This is a genomic window from Stenotrophomonas genospecies 3, assembly GCF_054473855.1.
The window spans coordinates 125,590-142,724 of the sequence record NZ_JBTMUR010000007.1; the positions used below are offsets into that span (position 1 = coordinate 125,590).

General features: G+C 66.1%; 19 protein-coding genes. 15 read left to right on the forward strand and 4 right to left on the reverse strand.

What is annotated here, in order from left to right:
• The first annotated feature begins 39 nt into the window (after nucleotides 1-39).
• Nucleotides 40-606 carry an N-acetylmuramoyl-L-alanine amidase gene (locus ACX9OT_RS11220; protein WP_049463595.1) on the forward strand — a complete coding sequence of 189 codons (567 nt, stop codon included), beginning with the start codon at nucleotides 40-42 and terminating at the stop codon, nucleotides 604-606.
• Between the two features lie 317 nt (nucleotides 607-923).
• Here ACX9OT_RS11220 and ACX9OT_RS11225 read toward each other — a convergent pair whose 3' ends face one another.
• The 3 genes from ACX9OT_RS11225 to ACX9OT_RS11235 all read right to left on the reverse strand — a co-directional run bounded on the left by ACX9OT_RS11225 (nucleotide 924) and on the right by ACX9OT_RS11235 (nucleotide 3,464).
• The gene (locus ACX9OT_RS11225) at nucleotides 924-1,826 is read right to left on the reverse strand and encodes a sulfurtransferase (protein ID WP_459002102.1); all 903 of its coding nucleotides are present in this window, start codon (nucleotides 1,824-1,826) and stop codon (nucleotides 924-926) included.
• Nucleotides 1,823-2,626, reverse strand: coding sequence for a CoA pyrophosphatase (locus ACX9OT_RS11230; protein ID WP_032127895.1), 804 nt, complete (start codon nucleotides 2,624-2,626; stop codon nucleotides 1,823-1,825). Before ACX9OT_RS11230 ends, ACX9OT_RS11225 begins: the two co-directional genes overlap by 4 nt.
• Nucleotides 2,627-2,762: 136 nt before the next feature.
• A complete protein-coding gene (locus ACX9OT_RS11235; RefSeq protein WP_032127896.1) occupies nucleotides 2,763-3,464 on the reverse strand; it encodes an FKBP-type peptidyl-prolyl cis-trans isomerase in 702 nt (233 codons plus the stop codon).
• A 167-nt stretch (nucleotides 3,465-3,631) separates the two neighbouring features.
• On the opposite strand from ACX9OT_RS11235, the gene ACX9OT_RS11240 reads away from it, so the two are divergent.
• The 3 genes from ACX9OT_RS11240 to nth are packed head-to-tail and all read left to right on the forward strand — an operon-like array spanning nucleotide 3,632 to nucleotide 5,464.
• The gene (locus ACX9OT_RS11240) at nucleotides 3,632-4,414 is read left to right on the forward strand and encodes an enoyl-CoA hydratase/isomerase family protein (protein ID WP_032127897.1); all 783 of its coding nucleotides are present in this window, start codon (nucleotides 3,632-3,634) and stop codon (nucleotides 4,412-4,414) included.
• Between the two features lie 4 nt (nucleotides 4,415-4,418).
• Nucleotides 4,419-4,772 (forward strand): hypothetical protein, encoded by a 354-nt coding sequence (locus tag ACX9OT_RS11245; protein ID WP_107432510.1) that lies wholly within the window; start codon nucleotides 4,419-4,421, stop codon nucleotides 4,770-4,772.
• Nucleotides 4,772-5,464 (forward strand): endonuclease III, encoded by a 693-nt coding sequence (nth, locus tag ACX9OT_RS11250; RefSeq protein WP_032127899.1) that lies wholly within the window; start codon nucleotides 4,772-4,774, stop codon nucleotides 5,462-5,464. The genes ACX9OT_RS11245 and nth overlap by 1 nt, the downstream gene beginning before the upstream one ends.
• An 81-nt stretch (nucleotides 5,465-5,545) precedes the next feature.
• Here the strand turns inward: nth and ACX9OT_RS11255 are convergent, their stop codons facing one another.
• Nucleotides 5,546-6,778 (reverse strand): porin, encoded by a 1,233-nt coding sequence (locus ACX9OT_RS11255; RefSeq protein ID WP_032127900.1) that lies wholly within the window; start codon nucleotides 6,776-6,778, stop codon nucleotides 5,546-5,548.
• Between the two features lie 552 nt (nucleotides 6,779-7,330).
• Between ACX9OT_RS11255 and pstS (ACX9OT_RS11260) the strand changes: the two genes are divergently transcribed.
• From pstS (ACX9OT_RS11260) to rnt, 11 genes are all read left to right on the forward strand, one after another.
• The gene (gene pstS / locus ACX9OT_RS11260; protein WP_459002106.1) at nucleotides 7,331-8,347 is read left to right on the forward strand and encodes a phosphate ABC transporter substrate-binding protein PstS; all 1,017 of its coding nucleotides are present in this window, start codon (nucleotides 7,331-7,333) and stop codon (nucleotides 8,345-8,347) included.
• 513 nt (nucleotides 8,348-8,860) lie between these two features.
• Nucleotides 8,861-9,949, forward strand: coding sequence for a phosphate ABC transporter substrate-binding protein PstS (gene pstS, locus ACX9OT_RS11265; RefSeq protein ID WP_125895763.1), 1,089 nt, complete (start codon nucleotides 8,861-8,863; stop codon nucleotides 9,947-9,949).
• Nucleotides 9,950-10,031: 82 nt separating this feature from the next.
• Nucleotides 10,032-11,000: a phosphate ABC transporter permease subunit PstC gene (gene pstC / locus ACX9OT_RS11270; RefSeq protein ID WP_459002109.1), complete on the forward strand. Its 969-nt coding sequence runs from the start codon at nucleotides 10,032-10,034 to the stop codon at nucleotides 10,998-11,000.
• Nucleotides 11,000-11,863, forward strand: coding sequence for a phosphate ABC transporter permease PstA (gene pstA / locus ACX9OT_RS11275; RefSeq protein WP_032127902.1), 864 nt, complete (start codon nucleotides 11,000-11,002; stop codon nucleotides 11,861-11,863). Before pstC ends, pstA begins: the two co-directional genes overlap by 1 nt.
• A gap of 19 nt (nucleotides 11,864-11,882) precedes the next feature.
• A complete protein-coding gene (gene pstB / locus ACX9OT_RS11280) occupies nucleotides 11,883-12,713 on the forward strand; it encodes a phosphate ABC transporter ATP-binding protein PstB (protein ID WP_005408788.1) in 831 nt (276 codons plus the stop codon).
• Nucleotides 12,714-12,804: 91 nt separating this feature from the next.
• Complete coding sequence (gene phoU, locus ACX9OT_RS11285; RefSeq protein ID WP_087944217.1) at nucleotides 12,805-13,518, forward strand: phosphate signaling complex protein PhoU; 714 nt, start codon at nucleotides 12,805-12,807, stop codon at nucleotides 13,516-13,518.
• 205 nt (nucleotides 13,519-13,723) lie between these two features.
• The gene (locus tag ACX9OT_RS11290; protein WP_049421602.1) at nucleotides 13,724-14,083 is read left to right on the forward strand and encodes an HvfA family oxazolone/thioamide-modified RiPP metallophore; all 360 of its coding nucleotides are present in this window, start codon (nucleotides 13,724-13,726) and stop codon (nucleotides 14,081-14,083) included.
• On the forward strand, nucleotides 14,070-14,945 hold the full coding sequence (locus tag ACX9OT_RS11295; RefSeq protein ID WP_458073672.1) for an HvfB family MNIO-type RiPP peptide maturase: 876 nt from the start codon (nucleotides 14,070-14,072) through the stop codon (nucleotides 14,943-14,945). Before ACX9OT_RS11290 ends, ACX9OT_RS11295 begins: the two co-directional genes overlap by 14 nt.
• Nucleotides 14,938-15,693, forward strand: coding sequence for an HvfC family RiPP maturation protein (locus tag ACX9OT_RS11300; protein ID WP_458073670.1), 756 nt, complete (start codon nucleotides 14,938-14,940; stop codon nucleotides 15,691-15,693). The genes ACX9OT_RS11295 and ACX9OT_RS11300 overlap by 8 nt, the downstream gene beginning before the upstream one ends.
• 27 nt (nucleotides 15,694-15,720) lie before the next feature.
• Nucleotides 15,721-16,242 carry an HvfX family Cu-binding RiPP maturation protein gene (locus ACX9OT_RS11305; protein WP_049463604.1) on the forward strand — a complete coding sequence of 174 codons (522 nt, stop codon included), beginning with the start codon at nucleotides 15,721-15,723 and terminating at the stop codon, nucleotides 16,240-16,242.
• Nucleotides 16,243-16,411: 169 nt separating this feature from the next.
• Complete coding sequence (gene rnt / locus ACX9OT_RS11310) at nucleotides 16,412-17,062, forward strand: ribonuclease T (protein WP_014036542.1); 651 nt, start codon at nucleotides 16,412-16,414, stop codon at nucleotides 17,060-17,062.
• Nucleotides 17,063-17,135 lie beyond the last annotated feature (73 nt).

The window sequence follows — 17,135 nt, forward strand, 5'->3', positions numbered from 1 at the left end:
AGGGAAGGCAGGTTCATGCCGCAATGCTAGCATCGCCGGATGCCCAACCCGCTCCTGCCCGGCCTGCAGCTGCAGCCCCTGCCCTACGAAGACCGTCTGCCACTGCGCGACCCGGCCACGCTGGAGATGGTGGTGATCCACTGCACCGAGCTGCCCGACCTGGCGATGGCGCGCGAGTACGGTGAGCGTGTGCTGTACGACAGCGGCGCCGGCAACAGCGGCCACTTCTACATCGACCGCGATGGCAGCGTGGTGCAGTACGTGGCGCCGGAACGCGTGGCCCACCACGTACGCGGCATGAACGCACACACGCTGGGCATCGAGCTGGTCAACACCGGCCGCTACCCGCACTGGTTCGACAGCCGCCAGCAGGCGATGGACGAGCCGTACACCGAGGCACAGCTGCAGGCGCTGGAGCAGCTGTTGCTGGCGCTGGTAGCGCGCTACCCGTCGCTGCGGCGGATTGCCGGGCACGACCAGCTGGATCTGGAGCAGGTGCCGGCCAGCGATGACCCGGCGCTGATGGTGGCACGCAAGCGTGATCCGGGGCCGTTGTTCCCGTGGGCGCGGATCCTGGCGAAGGTGCCGTTGCAGCCGGTTGGGTAAGCGGCAGGGCTGCGCCCTGCACCCGCAGAAGCAACATCAACGTCAAGAGCTGGCATTCCGCAGGATGGCGGGGTGGGTCCGGTTGCGAGGGACGCCGTAAACCCGTCCATGGGGGCTTGGCCGCGGCATCCATGCCGCGGACACCCTCGCAACCGGACCCACCCCGCCTTCGACAGATCTCTGCTGCTGTTGGTGGGTGTCGACCTTGGTCGACACGGGGTCGGATCCCGTTGCTACGCAACGGGCTCTGACCCGGATTTTCAGTTGATGGGGTCAGAGCCGTTTTTCGTTGGAAAGCGGCTCTGACCCCGCGTTGCTCAGGCGCCGGTGGCGACCGGGCGGCTGCTGTCGCTGACCCAGCCGCTCCAGGAATCGGCGTAGATGCGTGCGCCGGACAGACCGGCCGCTTCCATCGCCAGCAACAGGTGGCAGGCGGTCACGCCGGAGCCGCACATCAGCACCACCTGCTGCGGATCACGGTTGCCGATCACGCCCTGCAGTTCGGCGCGCAGTTCCTGTGCATCACGCAGGCGGCCGTCGGCGACGTTCAACGCAAACGGACGGTTGACCGCGCCCGGCACGTGGCCGGCGACCGGGTCCAGCGGCTCCACTTCGCCGCGGAAGCGCTCACCCGCGCGTGCATCGACCAGCCAGCCCGGCGCGTGCTTCAGGCGTGCGCTGATTTCCTCGGCATTGGCGATCTGGGTGGTGTCGAAACGGCCCGGGTAAACCGGCAGCGCGATCACCTCATCCTGCCCCGTCGCCAAGGGATGCCCTGCGCCCTGCCATGCGGCGATGCCACCATCAAGCACGGCCACCTTGCTGTGCCCGATCAGGCGCAGCAGCCACCACAGGCGCGAGGCGGCCATGCTGCCATCGCTGCCGTCGTAGACCACCACCTGGGTGTCGGGACCGATGCCCCACTGGCCCAGTTTCGCGGCGAAGGCATCGCTGTCCGGCAGCGGGTGACGGCCGTGGCCGCTGCGGGTCAGATCCGACAGGTCCCGATTGAGGTCGGCATACACCGCGCCCGGAACATGCCCCGCCAGATACTGGCCGTTACCCGCCTGCGGATCGGCCAGCGAGGAACGTGCATCGACCACGCGTACGGCGGTACTGGCAGTAGCACGTGCGTCGACCACGCGAACGCCCTCGCCCAATGCAGCGGCCAGGGTGGCGACATCGACCAGGGTGGTCCACGGCGGATCGATCGGCTTCATTGCACTTGCTCCAGGCGGCGACGCAGGTTGTAGAGGATGGCGGCGGTGGCGCCCCAGATGCGCTGGCCGGGCCAGCCATATTCGAGGACGTGGCGGACGCGGCCGCGATGATTGATTTCGACCTGGTGCAGGTTGTCGGCTGCCATCAGGTAATCGAGCGGCACTTCAAACACTTCGGCCACTTCACTGGGCTGTGGCACCGGCACGAAATCCGGATCGACCACGGCCACCACCGGCGTGACCCGGTAGCCGGTGATCGTCACGAAGGGATCGAGATAGCCCAGCGCCTGCACTTGGCCGGGCGCCAATGCGATTTCCTCCTGGCTCTCGCGCAGTGCAGCGGCCAACGCATCGCGGTCATCGGGTTCGGTGCGGCCACCGGGGAAACCGACCTGGCCACCATGGGTACGCAGGGTTTCGGTGCGACGGGTGAGAATGACCTGTGCGCCGTTGGCGCGCGGCACGATGCCGGCCAGTACGGCGGCTTCCACCGGGGGCCCGGGCGGCAGCAGATCGATCAGTTCACTGCGGTTCCAGCCGTCGCCGGCCGGCGGCTCGGCCAGTGGATGCAGCGCGCGCATCAGGCGCTCGTGATCAGCCAGCGAGCCGCGCAGTGATTGCTGCAGCTGTTCACGCAGAGGTTGCACGCGATGCAGGATGCGGCTGCGTTCCTCGTTGCTCATCGACGACCACCGCGCGATCTCATCGATATGCCGCCCGCAGCCGGTGCATTGCCGGTGCGGATCCAGCGTGCACACTCCGATGCAGGGACTTGCGACAACACGTGCCGTTTTTTCCATTGTTTGCACCCGGCAACAGTAGCGCGATCGGGCTGAATTTGCGCGGGGTCAATATGCAGTGCACGGCAGCGTCGCGATCCGCGCAAACAAAAACGCGCCGGTGGGATCACCGGCGCGTTTCGTTTACCGCTTCGATTTACTTGACGCTGACCAGCTTGATCTCGAACTGCACAGCCACGTTCGGCGGGAACGGGGTGCGCGGGTCGGCACCGTAGGCCTGGTCCGGCGGCAGGGTGACTTCCCACTTCGAGCCAGCCGGCATCTGCAGCAGGGTCTCGCGCATGGCCTTCATTTCGACTTCGCTGACCTTGATCGACGGAATCTGCTGGGCCGGGCGGGCTTCGGTCGGGCGCTGGCCGTACGGGAACGGACCGGCCACTTCCAGCTGCACGGTGCTGGCCTGGGTCGGCTTGGCGCCCTTGCCGGCTTCAATCACGCGGTACTGGACGCCGCTCGGCAGGGACTGCACGCCGGCCTTGGCCTTGTTCGCCGCGATGAACTGATCGCTCTTGGTCTTGTTTTCGGCAGCAGCCTTTTCGTACTCGGCCTTGGCAGCCTGGGCACGGCCCTGCTCGCGCTTCTGGAACGCTTCAACGGCCGGCTTCAGCTGGTCGGCGGTGATCGCCGGCTGCTTCTTGGCGTAGGCGTCCTGCAGGCCCTTCACCACCGAGTTGATGTCCAGCTGCTCACCACGACCGGTCAGCTCCGCCAGGTTGTTGCCGTAGTCGTAACCGAAGTAGTAGCTCAGCTTGCCCTTTTCGGACGAGACGTCCTGGGCGAAGGCATTGCCCGTCAGGGCCAGGGCCGCGACGGCGACCGCGATAGAACGCAACTTCATCAAACAGTTCTCCAGGGGTGGTAACTCAGGGACGTTCTGCGCCGCCCTGAGGCGACGGGTTAGGATAACGGGCACAACGTGTAACCGCTACTCACGATGCAGGCTAAGACCCGTCTGCGTTGGCGGAGTTCAATCTCACTTTTTTTTAACGTTTCAGGAGTTTCCCCGTGGCCGATGCCCTGATCGCTGTCGCCGACGACGGCGCCATCCGCACCGTGACCGTCCAGCGCCCGGACAAGCTCAACGCCTTGAATGCCGCGACCCTGCAGGCGCTGACCGAGGCGTTCAGCGCTGCCGCCGCCGACCCGGACGTGCGCGTGGTGGTGCTCACCGGTGCCGGTCCGAAGGCTTTCGTGGCCGGGGCCGACATCGCCGAGATGAACACACTCAGTGCGGTTCAGGGACGTGATTTCTCCCTGCTCGGCCAGGCCCTGATGCGCCAGATCGAGCGCATGCCCAAGCCGGTGATCGCACGCGTGAACGGCTTCGCCCTGGGCGGCGGGCTGGAGCTGGCCATGGCCTGCCACCTGCGCATCGCTGCCGATACGGCCAAGGTCGGGCAGCCGGAGATCAATCTCGGCCTGATTCCCGGCTTCGGCGGCAGCCAGCGCCTGCTGCGCCTGTGCGGCCGCGCCGCCACCCTGGAGCTGTGCCTGCTGGGTGCACCGATCAACGCCGCGCGTGCGCTGGAACTGGGCATCGTCAACGAGGTGGTGCCCGCCGATGCGCTGGACAACCGTGTACAGGACATCGCGCGCCAGCTGGCACGCTCGGCCCCGCTGGCCCTGCGTGGCCTGCTCGACGCGGTACACGTGGGTGGCGAATGCAGCCTGGAGGCTGGGCTGGAGTACGAAAGCGCGCAGTTCGGCCTGCTGTTCGCCACCGAAGACATGCGCGAAGGCACCAGCGCCTTCCTGCAGCGCCGCCCGCCGGCCTTCCAGAACCGCTGACGCCATGGCATCCCGACCCAACCCCGCGCAGCTGTTCGCCCGGGTCCAGGCAGACGATCTCGATGGCGCCCTGCAGGCCGGTCTCATGGACTACGTTGCCCGTGACGGCGACGAACAGCTGCTGCCCGGCCACCCGGACCTTCCACGACGCCTGCAGCAGGCCCAGCAGCAGCTGCACGCGGCCTGGGCCGCACGCGAACGCTACCGTGCCCGTGCCGTGCGCCTGGCGCGCCGCGAGGCCGAACGCGATGCGCGACGCACGCCAGCCCCGGCACCGGACGTGAAGCCCGCCCTGCCCCCGGCGGCCGCCGCGATTCTCGCCCGGGCCAAGGCCCGCGCCACCGGCAAGGAGCAGTAATGGCTACTGCGAAGAAGACCCCGCGCGCGCCGGCGCGACGCGGTGGCAGCATGCCGCGCGCCGACGTGGTGGAGATGTTCACCCGCCTGCGCGAACTCAATCCGCACCCGAAGACCGAACTGGAGTACAGCTCGCCGTTCGAACTGCTGGTGGCGGTCGCGCTGTCGGCGCAGGCCACCGACGTGGGCGTCAACAAGGCCACGCGCCGCCTGTTCCCGGTGGCCAATACCCCGGCAAAGATCCTCGCGCTTGGCGAGGACGGGCTGAAGCAGTACATCGCCACCATCGGTCTGTTCAACGCCAAGGCGAAGAACGTGATCGCCACCTGCGCGATCCTGCTGGAGAAGCACGGCGGTGAAGTGCCGCGCGATCGCGATGAACTGGAAGCGCTGCCGGGCGTGGGCCGCAAGACCGCCAACGTGGTGCTCAACACTGCGTTCGGTGAGCCGGTGATGGCGGTGGACACGCATATCTTCCGCGTCTCCAACCGTACCGGCCTGGCCCCGGGCAAGAACGTGCGCGAAGTGGAAGACAAACTGGTGAAGGTGATTCCGGCCGAGTTCCTGCTCGACGCGCATCACTGGCTGATCCTGCACGGACGTTATGTGTGCAAGGCGCGCAAGCCGGATTGCCCGGGCTGCGTGATCGCCGACCTGTGCCGGTTCAAGGAAAAGACCACGGCCGAGGCGTGAACGCGTTCGTGGTGTGACAAAACAAGGACGGCGGGCACAGGGCCCGCCGTCTTTGCTTGTAGACAAGAGTGCTTCAGGACATCAGAACGACAGGTCGCCCCAGACGCCGAACTCCTTGGTCTTGTCGTTCTTCTTGTCGCTGGCGTTGGCCAGGTGCGTGTACTTGTACACGGTCGACAGCTTGAGGTTCTTCATGACCGGGAACTCGACGCCGACGTTCCAGTACTTGTCGCTCAGGGTCGGGTCCAGCGTCTTGCTGACGTCGGTGTCATCGTAACGACCGAACACGTTGATGCCGCCGTCGGTGACGCGCACGCTGCCCCACACCGACCAGCCGCTGGTCTTGTCGGTGGCAACGGTCATCACGTTGTTGAGGTTCTTGGCCTGGAAGTACTCGCCACCGACGCGGAAGTCGCTGCTGGCGTAGGCCACCATCGCATTGGCGCGGGTGTAGGTGTTCTCGGCGCTCTGGATGTCGGTTTCCTTGCCCAGCTTGCCACTGTAGCCACCGACGGCAACCACGAAGTTCTCGTTCGGGGTATAGGCCGCGCGGCCTTCCACGTCCATGCCCTTGCTGCGGGTCGGGTTCTTGTAGCCGGCGCCGGACACAACCGAGACCGCGTAGTTGAAGTTGTTGCCCAGGTTGCCGAAGCCATGCAGACCCCAGTCGGACGAGTTGCCGTACTTCAGGCGATCGGTCAGGGTGTTCTCGACATAACGCATGCCGTAGAACTTCTCGACGTACGGAATCCACGGCATGTCGGCGGCACCGACGCGCAGGTTGAAGGCCGGGTCGAAGCTACCCTGCACGTAGGCCTTCTTGACGAACAGTTCGGTGTTGCCGATGGCCGAGCTGTACTGGAAGTCGGTGGTCAGGTTGGCCGACCAGATGTCGTTGAACTTGTGGTCGACGGTCAGGTAGAAGCGCTTGACGTCCAGACCGGTGCCGCTGGCGGCGGTGTCCTTGCCGTTGCTGGTCTTGTCGATGTTGGTCAGGTCGAAGAACATGCGACCGCCGATCTTGTTGTCATTGACCAGCTTGGCCAGCTTGTCGACGCTGGTCTGGGTCTTCTGTGCACCTTCCAGGGCCTGGGCCTGGGTGATGTTCACTTCGGACTGCGCGTCAGATTGTGCCTGCAGCGCCTGCGAATCGTTCTGCAACTGCTGGACCTGGGCCTGCAGGGCAGCGATCTGCGCCTGCAGCTGCTGCAGCTGTGCCTGGGATACGCCCGTGCTGGCGGGAGCTGCGAAGGCGTCGGCGGAAACCAGACCGAGGCTTGCAACGACCGCGGCGGCGAGCAAATGGGAACGCATTTTGGATTTCTCCAGAGGGTTGGAATGGCTTGGGCAGAACGCCACGCCGGCAGGCCGGTCAAGCGTTTTGCGAACATTCCGTTAAAACCATGACAGCCGAATGACAACCTGAGCACCAACCACAGATTTCTTCGTGCGGTCATGCGTACGACTCATTTGCCGCCACATGCTTGTCGATCCCTTGCGGCATATGGCGTCACGTATCAGCGTCCCGGCCCGGGCCGACCGCCGCGCAGCGCTCAACTGCATTGATGGTTTCGTGTGGATGACGCGGCATCACTGCGGAATGCCAGGCCGGGATGGCATTGACGACCACACCGGGCAGTCCATCAGCGACATATAGAACGTGATCGCAACCGGGCCACGTCCGTCTCCGGCGCATGGTCATCACGTTGCCCGCAGCACTCAGAACCTTCACGCCCCTGGCTGTGCGGACGCCGGGCAGCGCTGTAACGGTTGCGTCATACAACGGTCCCTGCGCTGTCATCGAACCGTTATGGAATGTGCGCCGGGCGGGTAACCCCGCATCCCAATCAACCCAGGAGCCACCCCGTGATCCACGCCTTCAAGTCGCGCGTTGCCGTTGCCGTCTTCGCAGCGTCGTCCGTGTTCGCCGCCAACGCCGCTGAAATCACCGGCGCGGGCGCCTCGTTCATCTACCCGGTGATGTCGAAGTGGTCGGCCGACTACAACGCCGCCACCAGCAACAAGGTCAACTACCAGTCGATCGGCTCCGGCGGTGGTATCGCCCAGATCAAGGCCAAGACCGTTGATTTCGGCTCATCCGACGCCCCGCTGAAGCCGGAAGAACTGGCCGCTTCGGGCCTGGCGCAGTTCCCGTCGGTGATCGGCGGCGTGGTGCCGGTGGTCAACGTTGCCGGCATCGCCCCGGGCGCGCTGAAGCTGGACGGCACCGTGCTGGCCAACATCTTCCTTGGCAAGATCAAGACCTGGAACGACCCGGCCATCGCCGCACTGAACCCGGGCGTGACCCTGCCGAGCGCCAAGATCACCGTCGTGCACCGTTCGGATGGTTCGGGCACCACCTTCAACTTCGTCAACTACCTGTCCAAGGTCAGCCCGGAGTGGAAGAGCTCGGTCGGTGAAGGCACCTCGGTCCAGTGGCCGGCCGGCATCGGCGGCAAGGGCAACGAAGGCGTTGCCGCTTACGTGAAGCAGATCAAGGGCGGCATCGGCTACGTCGAACTGTCCTATGCGCTGCAGAACAAGCTGTCGTACACCGCGATGAAGAATGCCGCCGGCCGCTTCGTGCAGCCGAGCGACGCGTCGTTCGCCGCCGCTGCTGCCAGCGCCGACTGGGCCAGCGCCAAGGACTTCTACCTGGTGATGACCAACGCCCCGGGCGCCGAGTCCTGGCCTATCACCGCCACCAACTTCATCCTGGTGCACAAGAAGCCGAAGAACGCTGCCAACGGCAAGGCCACCCAGGAGTTCTTCCGCTGGGTCTACAAGAGCGGCGATGCCCAGGCCCGCCAGCTGGACTACGTGCCGCTGCCGGACAGCCTGGTCCGCCAGATCGAGACCTACTGGACGCAGAACCTGAAGTAAGCAAGCGCGTTCCCCCGCAGGAACGGGATCGGCGGGTCCTCTCTCCCCCGCCGATCCCACCCCGGGCGCGAGATCCTCGAGATCTCGCGCTCTTCTTGTTTTTGGGGGTTGGTCGTGAAGAGCGTTTGCGCCTTCGCTGATCCGTGGGTGAGTCGGGGGGCCAGGGCGTGCAGGACACGCCGTAAACCCTTCCTTGGGGGCTCGGCCACGGCATCCATGCCGTGGACGGTCCTGCACGCCCTGGCCCACCGCCTCTCGACAGTTCATCGGGGGCGCGGTGGGGTCATGAAAGGCAGGAGCAAAGGCAAGAGCGTTTGTAGAGCCCCGGCCGTCATATCGGTGCGCAGATCCGGGGCCTCCGGGGCTCTGCGGGATGGGGGCCAACCCCGTGAAACCCTTGTCAGAACGTGATCCAGGACACCCCTGTCATGGTCGTAATACGGCTGTAACAAAAACATCATTTCATAGCCGCATCCGCCGACGACGTCGGCTCTTCCCCGCTATGGAGTGACCATGAAACTGCACTCGGCCGGCCTTGCCGCCCTTTCCCTGGCCATCGCCCTGGGCCTGTCGGCCTGCGGTGGCGACAAGCAGGCCGCGCAGCAGCCGGCTGCCGACGGTGCCGCCGCCCCGGCCGCTGCCGGTGCCAAGGTGACCGCCGAAGTGTCCGGCGCGGGCGCGTCCTTCATCTTCCCGCTGGTCTCCAAGTGGTCGGCTGACTACAACACCAGCACCGGCGCCAAGATCAACTACCAGTCGATCGGCTCCGGTGGCGGCATCGCCCAGATCAAGGCCGGCACCGTCGACTTTGGCTCCTCCGACAAGCCGCTGAGCAGCGAAGAGCTGGCCCAGGCCGGCCTGGCCCAGTTCCCGTCCGCCATCGGCGGCGTGGTGCCGGTGGTCAACATCGAAGGCCTGGAAACCGGCAAGCTGCGCCTCAGCGGCGCCCTGCTGGCCGACATCTTCCTGGGCAAGGTCAAGACCTGGAACGACCCGGCCATCGTCGCCGCCAACCCGGGCGTGAAGCTGCCGGACGGCAAGATCACCCTGGTCCACCGTTCGGACGGTTCGGGCACCACCTTCAACTTCTCCAACTACCTGTCCAAGGTCAGCCCGGAGTGGAAGAGCAAGGTCGGCGAAGGCACCTCGGTGCAGTGGCCGGACGGCGTCGGTGGCAAGGGCAATGAAGGCGTCGCTTCCTACGTGAAGCAGATCAAGGGCTCGATCGGCTACGTCGAACTGGCCTACGCGCTGCAGAACGGCATGCCGTACACCGCCATGCAGAATGCGGCCGGCAACTGGGTCGAACCGAGCGCGGAAACCTTCGCCGCCGCGGCTGCCAGCGCCGACTGGGCCAGCGCCAAGGACTTCAACCTGGTCATCACCAACGCCCCGGGCGAGCAGGCGTGGCCGATCACCGCCACCAACTTCATGCTGATGCAGAAGCAGCCGAAGGATGCCAAGCGCAACCAGGACACCCTGGCCTTCTTCAAGTGGGCCTTCGAGAACGGCCAGGCCCAGGCCAACGAGCTGCACTACGTGCCGCTGCCGGCCGAACTGGTCAAGCAGATCGAGGCCTACTGGGCGACCGACCTGAAGTGATGGACACGACGGTGCCCGCCCCGCGCGGGCACCGCTTCTTCCACGCCGTGCCGCCCCGCCCCTTCCTGGCCCTGCCGTCCCCATGAATGCCATCGCCCAGCCTGTAGCCGCCCCGTCCACGCGTGATGCGCGTGATGCCCGCAACGACAAACTGTTCCGATGGGTGCTGGTCGGCACCGTCATCTTCGTCCTGATCGCCCTGGCCTGCGCCGCGCTGTCCATGCTGTGGGGCGGCCGCCATGCCCTGCAGATGCAGGGCCTGAGCTTCTTCTTCTCCGCCGACTGGAATCCGGTCGAAAACAAGTTCGGCGCCCTCGCTCCGATCTACGGCACCCTGGTCACCGCGCTCATCGCGATGGTCATCGCCGTGCCGGTCAGCTTCGGCATCGCCTTCTTCCTCACCGAAGTCGCGCCGCGCTGGCTGCGTGGCCCGGTCGGTACCGCCATCGAACTGCTGGCGGGCATTCCTTCGATCATCTACGGCATGTGGGGCCTGTTCGTGCTGGTGCCGGTGATGACCGAGTACGTCACTCCGTTCCTCAACGAAACCCTGGGCGGGATGCCGATCATCGGCCCGCTGTTCCAGGGCCCGCCGCTGGGCATCGGCATGCTCACCGCCGGTTTCGTGCTGGCCATCATGGTCATTCCGTTCATCTCCTCGGTGATGCGCGAAGTGTTCCTGACCGTGCCGACCCGCCTGAAGGAATCGGCCTACGCGCTGGGCTCCACCAAGTGGGAAGTGAGCTGGGACATCGTGCTGCCCTACACCCGCTCGGCGGTGATCGGTGGCATCTTCCTCGGCCTCGGTCGCGCCCTGGGCGAGACCATGGCCGTGGCCTTCGTGATTGGCAACAGCGTGCGCCTGTCGCCGTCGCTGCTGGAACCGGGCACCACCATCGCCGCGCTGATCGCCAACGATTTCGGCGAAGCCACTGAAACCTACCGCTCGGCCCTGCTGCTGCTCGGCTTCGTCCTCTTCATCGTCACCTTCGTGGTGCTGGCCATCGCCCGCCTGATGCTGATGCGCCTGTCCCGCAAGGAGGGCAACTGATGTCCACCACCGCTGATTCGCTGTACCTGCGCCGTCGCATCGGCAACGTCGTTGCGATCACCGCCTCCTGTGCCACCGCCCTGTTCGGCCTGTTCTTCCTCGGCTGGATCCTGTTCACCCTGGCCTCCAAGGGCCTGGCCGGCATCAACTGGGATCTGTTCACCAAGATGACGCCGCCGCCGATGCAGGAAGGCGGTCTCGCCAACGCCTTCTTCGGCAGTGCGGTGATGTGTGCGCTGGCGATCGGCATCGGCACCCCGCTGGGCGTGCTGGCCGGCACCTGGCTGGCCGAGTACGGCAACGCCCGCAAGGCCGGCACCGTGGTCCGCTTCGTCAACGACATCCTGCTGTCGGCCCCATCCATCGTGCTTGGCCTGTTCGTCTACACGCTGTACGTGATGCAGACCGGCGGCAACTTCTCGGCGTTCGCCGGTGCACTGTCGCTGGCCTTCATCGTGCTGCCGGTGGTGGTGCGCACCACCGACGAGATGCTGCGCCTGGTGCCCTCGCAGATGCGTGAGGCAGCCCTGTCGCTGGGTATCCCGCAGTGGAAGGTGATCGTGCAGGTGCTGTACCGCAGTGCCTCGGCCGGCATCATCACCGGCATCCTGCTGGCGCTGGCCCGCATCTCCGGCGAGACCGCACCGCTGCTGTTCACTGCCTTCGGCAACCAGTACTGGAACAACAACATCTTCCAGCCGATGGCCTCGGTGCCGGTGGTGATGAACCAGTTCGCCGGCAGCCCGTATGAATCCTGGCAGGTGCTGGCCTGGGCCGGTGCCCTGGTGCTGACTGTCTTCGTGTTGCTGGTCAGCCTTGCCGCCCGCGGCATCCTGCTGCGCAACCGTATCTCCCATGACTGACCTTTCCGTGGATAACGCCATGAACGACCTTTCCAACGCCGTGCCGATGCAGCGCATCGCCGTGCCGTCCTCGCACGAGAGCCTGCACACGCCGTCGCCGGTGAAGCTGGCTGCGCGTGGACTGGACTTCTACTACGACAAGTTCCATGCCCTGAAGGGCATCAACCTGGAGATCCCGGAAAAGCGCGTGACCGCGCTGATCGGTCCCTCCGGCTGCGGCAAGTCGACCCTGCTGCGCATCTTCAACCGCATCTACGCGCTGTACCCGAAGCTGGAGGCGCGTGGTGAAGTGCTGCTGGACGGCGAGAACATCCTGTCACCGAAGTACCCGATGAACCGCCTGCGCAGCAAGGTCGGCATGGTGTTCCAGAAGCCGGTGCCGTTCCCGATGACCATCTTCGAGAACGTGGCCTACGGCATCCGCCACCACGAGAAGCTGAGCAAGGCCGACATGGCCGACCGCGTCGAGCAGGCGCTGCGCCAGGGCGCACTGTGGGACGAAGTGAAGGACAAGCTGGGGCAGAGCGCACTGGGCCTGTCCGGTGGCCAGCAGCAGCGCCTGTGCATCGCCCGTGCCGTGGCCCTGCGCCCGTCGGTGCTGCTGCTGGACGAGCCGACCTCGGCGCTGGATCCGATCTCGACCAGCCGCATCGAGCAGCTGGTGGAAGAGCTCAAGCACGAGTACACCATCGTCATCGTCACCCACAACATGCAGCAGGCCGCGCGCGTGTCCGACTACACCGCCTTCATGTACCTGGGCGACCTGATCGAGCACGACCGCACCGAAGTGATCTTCTCGCAGCCGTCGCAGCGGCAGACCGAGGATTACATCACCGGTCGCTTCGGCTGAAACGTCAGTCGAGTTACAGCTAACGTCAGTCGAGCGTGGCTCGACTCTACGGATAACGTCAGTCGAGCATGGCTCGACTCTACAGAGTGGAATGAACATGAATCTTCCCAACGACCACATCGTCAAGAGCTACGACGAAGAACAGCAGCGGCTGGTGGCCGAAATCGTGCGCATGGGCGAGATGGCCGTCGCTCAGCTCGAAGCGGCGATGGACGTGATCGAGAAGCGCGACGAGAACGCCGCCCATCGCATCATCGCCAACGACGAAGCGATCGATGCGCTGGAGCAGCAGATCAGCCATGACGTGATGCGCCTGGCGCTGCGTGGCCCGATGGCACGCGACCTGCGCGAGATCCTGGCCGGCCTGCGCATCCCGGCCGACATCGAGCGCATCGGCGACTACGCGGCCAACGTTGCCAAGCGTTCGATCGCGCTGGGCAAAGTGCCGCCGCTGCCACAGATCCAGGGCCTGCGGGCGCTCGGCCGCCTGGCCGCGCAGCAGGTGCGCCGCGCCATTGCCGCCTACCGCGACAACGACGCCGATGCCGCGCTGGAACTGCGCGAGGATGACGCCCGCCTGGACGCGCAGTACACCGCGCTGTTCCGCGAGCTGCTGACCTACATGATGGAAGACCCGCGCAACATCACCCCGTGCACCCATCTGTTGTTCATGGCCAAGAACCTGGAGCGCGTGGGCGACCACGCCACCAACATCGCCGAGAACGTGTGGTTCCTGGTGCACGGTGAGCAGCCGCTGCCGCCGCGTGAAAAGCGCGACGAGACCTCCAGCACCGGCCAGCCCTGACGCTGCACTGCAACACCGGAGTCGACTCCACGGTGGCCGCTGTCCTGGTGACAGCGGCCCTTTGTTTTTGGGCGTTCCGGCCACCGGTCTCCCCCTCTGTAACAAATCTCACGAAAATTTGAGTTCTTGGCGAGGATTCGTTGAGTAGGATCGCTGCACCATCGATTCACCCCGGGCACCTGCCCTCCACCTAGGAGCAAGACCGATGAGCAGTTCCAACAAGACCCTGTCCCTGCTGACCGCTACGGCCCTGGCCGCCGGCCTGGGCATGACCGCCAGTGCCTCGGCCCTGAGCATGAGCGACCTGGCCCAGGGCTACCTGGTGGCTGGCCAGGCGGCAAAGGCTGCCGATACCAAGCACGCCGAAGGCAAGTGCGGCGCCGACGGCAAGACCGCTGAAGGCAAGTGCGGCGGTGACAAGGGCAAGGCTGCCGAAGGCAAGTGTGGCGAAGGCAAGTGCGGTGCCGACAAGGGCAAGGCTGCTGGTGCAGCCGCTGCCAAGACAGGCGACAAGAAGTCGGCTGAAGGCAAGTGCGGCGAAGGCAAGTGCGGTGGCAAGCACTGACGTCCGCGCCAGCCTCGTCCACCCGCGGTCGCCGCTTCGTGCGGCGGCCGCCGGGTTGGGCCTGCGCCGGGCGCTGCTACAGGACCTGCGTGACGCCCCGGCAGGCGACTTCGATTTCCTCGAATGCGCGCCGGAGAACTGGATCCATGTGGGTGGTCCCGCCGGGGATGCACTGGCCGAACTGGCGCAGCGCCATCCGTTGAGCTGCCACGGCCTGTCGTTGTCGCTGGGCGGCAGCGCGCCGCTGGATACGCAGCTGCTGGAACAGGTCGGCCAGTTCCTGGAAAAGCACCGCGTGCCGCTGTACAGCGAGCACCTGAGCTACTGCAGCGACGACGGTCACCTGTACGACCTGCTGCCGATCCCGTTCACCGACGAAGCGGTGCGCCACACTGCGGCACGCATCGCCCGCGTGCAGGATCTGCTGGGCCGCCGCATTGCAGTGGAGAACGTGTCCTATTACCTGGCACCGGAACCGGCGATGGACGAACTGGCCTTCACCAACGCGGTGCTTGCCGAAGCCGACTGCGATCTGCTGCTGGACGTCAACAACGTCTACGTCAATGCCTGCAACCATGGCTACGACGCCGACACTTTCATTGCCGGACTGCCCGCAGAGCGCATCGTCTGCCTGCACGTGGCCGGGCACCTGGACGAGGCGCCGGACCTGAAGATCGATACCCATGGCAGCGCGGTGATCGACCCGGTCTGGGAGCTGCTGGCGCGTACCTACGCGCGCATCGGCCCACGCCCCACCCTGCTCGAGCGCGATTTCAACTTCCCCCCATACGCCGAGCTGCAGGGCGAACTGCAGACCATCCGCCGCCTGCAGGCGACGCACGGGGGGACTGCACATGACTGACGCTCGTGGCACCCTGCGCGCGCAGCAGCATGCGTTCACTGCCCATCTGCGCGATCCGCAGGGCGTGCCACCGCCGGCTGGGCTGGAGGCACGCCGGGTCGCGGTGTACCAACGGCTGCTGTTCAACAATCTGCTCGGCCTGTTGAGCAACGGCTTCCCGGTCTGCGTGCGCCTGCTCGGCGAGCCCGCCTGGAGCGACCTGGTGCGCCACTACTTCGCCACCCACCGCTGCCAGACACCGCTGTTCACCGAACTGGCCGCCGAATTCGTGCAGTGGCTGCAGGCACAGCCGCAGCTGCCGCACCCGGCGTTGGCCGAACTCGCTCATTACGAGTGGGTGGAGACCGCGCTGTACCAGTTGCAGGCCGAGCCGCTGCCGGCACCCGGCGACATCGATCCGCTGCAGGTACCGCTGCAGCGCTCACCCCTGGCGTGGCCGCTGCTGTACCAGTGGCCGGTGCATCGACTCGGTGCCGAGGATGCGCCAATTCAGCCGCCGGCGGAACCGACCGGCCTGCTGGTCCGCCGCGAGGCCGATGGCGAAGTGCGCTTCGCCGTGCTCAGCCCGCTGGCGGTATACCTGCTGTCCAGCGTCGGCGAACGACCCGGCCTCGATGGACATGCCTATCTGCGGCAATTGGCCGCTGCGAACGGCCTGGCTGAGGAGGCGCTGGCCGGGCCCGGTGCCGCGCTGCTGCAGCAGTTCCTGCAGGCCGGCGTGATCGGCCCGCTCACAGTCCCTGGCTGACGCCCTTTCCCCCACGGAGAACCACCGATGAACCTTCCGACCCTGGCCGCCACGCGTGGCCAGCTGGACCGTCTCGCCCCCTGGTTGGCCCCGCTCGGCCTGCGCCTGCTGCTGGCCTGGGAATACTTCGAATCCGGCCGCGAAAAGCTGCACGGCCAGAACTGGTTCGCCGACCTGCAGGACGCTTTCCCGTTCCCGTTCGACCAGCTGCCGGCCACCCTGAACTGGCAGCTTGCCACCTGGTTCGAGCTGATTGGCGCGGCCTGCCTACTGGTTGGCTTCGGCACCCGGTTTGCCGCCGCCAGCCTGCTGGTGCTGACCGTAGTGGCCACCTATGCGGTGCATTGGCCGATGGAGTGGAACTCGCTGGCCGACCTGGCCATGGGCTACGCGATCACTGACCAGGGCTTCGGCAACTTCAAGCTGCCAGTACTGTTCATGGCGATGCTGCTGCCGCTGATCTTCACCGGCGCCGGCAGGCTGAGCGTGGATGCGTGGTTGGCGCGGTGGTCTCCCTCGGCCACGCCTGCACGGCCAGCAGTCCGGTAATCGCCAAACCTGGTCGGCGCACCGTGTGCCAACCAAGGTTGGCACCTACCGGAATCCTGAGCGCGCGGTGTCCCGGTAGGTGTCGACCTTGGTCGACACACGCCCGCGCAGGGAACGCATGCACCGAAGGCTGGCCGGGCGCTCAGGGTCGCTCTGCTAGAATTCACGCATGACTGACCCCACCCCCGCACCTGCCGCCGCTCCCGATTCCGCAGTCCCCCAGGCGCAGCGCGCGATGTCACAACGCTTCCGCGGCTTCCTGCCGGTGGTGGTGGACGTGGAAACCGGCGGCTTCGACAGCCAGCGCAACGCGCTGCTGGAAATCGCCGCCGTGCCGATCGAGATGGACGAGAACGGCCTGCTCTACCCCGGCCAGACCGCCAGTGCCCACGTGGTGCCGGCCGAGGGCCTGGAGATCGACCCGAAGTCGCTGGAAGTGACCGGCATCATCCTCGACCACCCGTTCCGGCTGGCCAAGGAAGAGAAGGCGGCGCTGGACCACATCTTCACCCCGGTACGCGCGGCCATGAAGAAGTACGGCTGCCAGCGCGCGATCCTGGTCGGCCACAACGCGCATTTCGACCTCGGCTTCGTCAATGCAGCGGTGGCGCGGACCGGGCACAAGCGCAACCCGTTCCATCCGTTCAGCGTGTTCGACACGGTGACCCTGGCCGGCATCGCCTACGGTCAGACCGTGCTGGCGCGTGCGGCCACCGCCGCCGGGCTGGGCTGGGATGCCAACGAGGCGCATAGCGCGGTGTATGACACCGAACAGACCGCGCGCTTGTTCTGCACGATCGCCAACGCCTGGCCGCGGTAAGCCAGCCAACGGCGCAACCGCATCCACGCAGTGCGGACCAACGGTCCGCACCCACCACTCACCGGACGGTAGA

Excerpts from the sequence above, each read along its gene's own strand:
- ACX9OT_RS11220 (WP_049463595.1), top strand. The coding sequence starts at position 40 with ATGCCCAACCCGCTCCTGCCCGGCCTGCAGCTGCAGCCCCTGCCCTAC.
- ACX9OT_RS11225 (WP_459002102.1), bottom strand. The coding sequence starts at position 1,826 with ATGAAGCCGATCGATCCGCCGTGGACCACCCTGGTCGATGTCGCCACC.
- ACX9OT_RS11230 (WP_032127895.1), bottom strand. The coding sequence starts at position 2,626 with ATGGAAAAAACGGCACGTGTTGTCGCAAGTCCCTGCATCGGAGTGTGC.
- ACX9OT_RS11235 (WP_032127896.1), bottom strand. The coding sequence starts at position 3,464 with ATGAAGTTGCGTTCTATCGCGGTCGCCGTCGCGGCCCTGGCCCTGACG.
- ACX9OT_RS11245 (WP_107432510.1), top strand. The coding sequence starts at position 4,419 with ATGGCATCCCGACCCAACCCCGCGCAGCTGTTCGCCCGGGTCCAGGCA.
- nth (WP_032127899.1), top strand. The coding sequence starts at position 4,772 with ATGGCTACTGCGAAGAAGACCCCGCGCGCGCCGGCGCGACGCGGTGGC.
- ACX9OT_RS11255 (WP_032127900.1), bottom strand. The coding sequence starts at position 6,778 with ATGCGTTCCCATTTGCTCGCCGCCGCGGTCGTTGCAAGCCTCGGTCTG.
- pstS (WP_125895763.1), top strand. The coding sequence starts at position 8,861 with ATGAAACTGCACTCGGCCGGCCTTGCCGCCCTTTCCCTGGCCATCGCC.
- pstC (WP_459002109.1), top strand. The coding sequence starts at position 10,032 with ATGAATGCCATCGCCCAGCCTGTAGCCGCCCCGTCCACGCGTGATGCG.
- pstA (WP_032127902.1), top strand. The coding sequence starts at position 11,000 with ATGTCCACCACCGCTGATTCGCTGTACCTGCGCCGTCGCATCGGCAAC.
- pstB (WP_005408788.1), top strand. The coding sequence starts at position 11,883 with ATGAACGACCTTTCCAACGCCGTGCCGATGCAGCGCATCGCCGTGCCG.
- phoU (WP_087944217.1), top strand. The coding sequence starts at position 12,805 with ATGAACATGAATCTTCCCAACGACCACATCGTCAAGAGCTACGACGAA.
- ACX9OT_RS11290 (WP_049421602.1), top strand. The coding sequence starts at position 13,724 with ATGAGCAGTTCCAACAAGACCCTGTCCCTGCTGACCGCTACGGCCCTG.
- ACX9OT_RS11300 (WP_458073670.1), top strand. The coding sequence starts at position 14,938 with ATGACTGACGCTCGTGGCACCCTGCGCGCGCAGCAGCATGCGTTCACT.
- ACX9OT_RS11305 (WP_049463604.1), top strand. The coding sequence starts at position 15,721 with ATGAACCTTCCGACCCTGGCCGCCACGCGTGGCCAGCTGGACCGTCTC.
- rnt (WP_014036542.1), top strand. The coding sequence starts at position 16,412 with ATGACTGACCCCACCCCCGCACCTGCCGCCGCTCCCGATTCCGCAGTC.